The sequence below is a fragment of the Lentimicrobium sp. S6 genome (assembly GCF_013166635.1).
In the GTDB taxonomy this organism is placed as follows: domain Bacteria; phylum Bacteroidota; class Bacteroidia; order Bacteroidales; family UBA12170; genus UBA12170.
Window position 1 is genome coordinate 1 of sequence record NZ_JABKBZ010000206.1, and the last position, 1,316, is coordinate 1,316.

General features: G+C 36.3%; 1 protein-coding gene. It reads right to left on the reverse strand.

The annotated features are described in order from the left end of the window. Positions 1 to 230: 230 nt before the first annotated feature. Positions 231 to 593, reverse strand: coding sequence for a four helix bundle protein (locus HNS40_RS22360; protein WP_172284928.1), 363 nt, complete (start codon positions 591 to 593; stop codon positions 231 to 233). Positions 594 to 1,316 lie beyond the last annotated feature (723 nt).

The following is a 1,316-nucleotide window of genomic DNA, read 5'->3' on the forward strand; positions in this document are numbered from 1 at the left end:
AAGAGTTGTAAAAAGTAGTAAAGGGTTGTAAGGAATTGTAAAGAGTTGTAAAAAGTAGTAAAGGGTTGTAAGGAATTGTAAAGAGTTGTAAAAAGTAGTAAAGGGTTGTAAGGAATTGTAAAGAGTTGTAAGGGGTTGTAAAGAATATTATAGCTGTTAAATCTTACTAATCTTTACGCACGTAAGTGCACTTTACAACCCTTTACTATACTTTACGCGCAAAGTGCATCTTACCTTTCTTTGTCCGGTCCTAAAGTTTTAATATAATTGTTTAATTTCACACTGATAGTATTTAATTTTTCCATCATTTCCTTAAATATGCTATCATCTATTAGGCCTCTATTATTTGCTTTTGTTATCCAAGTCTTAGTTTCGAATAATGAACCTCTGGAGTAAAAACTAAAATTCTTTCTTTCCTTATAATGGTATCTTCCGAGACCCTCACTTAAATTTGCAGCTATAGAATCTGAAGATCTGATCAATTGCTTTCCTATTGTATCTTTTTGAAAATAATCCCATTTTATAACATGAGAGTATATTTCTTCACCAATTTCCATTGATAAATTATAAACTTGAAAATCTTCTAATAACATGATATAATTTATAATTAGTACTGAAATAAAAATGCAAAAGGTTGTAAAACTTGGTAAGGGATTGTCTTTACTATTCTTTACGCGCAAAGCGCATCTTACCATCTTTTACGCCCGAAGGGCATCTTACCATTCCTTCCGCCCGAAGGGCACTTTACCTTTCTTTGGATTGTAAAGAGATTGTAAAAAGTGGTAAAGAGTTGTAAGGGATTGTCTTTACTATTCTTTACGCGCAAAGCGCATCTTACCATCTTTTACGCCCGAAGGGCACCTTACCATCTTTTACGCACGCAGTGCATCTTACCATCTTTTACGCACGCAGTGCATCTTACCATCTTTTACGCACGCAGTGCATCTTACCATTCCTTACGCCCGAAGGGCACTTTACTAAACCTTCCGCACGCAGTGCATCTTACCATTCCTTCCGCACGAAGGGCACTTTATCTTTCTTTGGATTGTAAAGAGATTGTAAAAAGTGGTAAAGAGTTGTAAGGGATTGTCTTTACTATTCTTTACGCACGCAGTGCATCTTACCATCTTTTACGCAGGCAGTGCATCTTACCATCTTTTACGCACGCAGTGCATCTTACCATCTTTTACGCCCGAAGGGCACTTTACCTTTCTTTGGATTGTAAAGAAATTGTAAAAAGTGGTAAAGAGTTGTAAGGGATAGTCTTTACTATTCTTTACGCACGCAGTGCATCTTACCATCTTTTACGCACGCAG

Bases quoted from the DNA above. Each gene is read 5' to 3' on its own strand.
- HNS40_RS22360 (WP_172284928.1), bottom strand. From the start codon at position 593: ATGTTATTAGAAGATTTTCAAGTTTATAATTTATCAATGGAAATTGGT.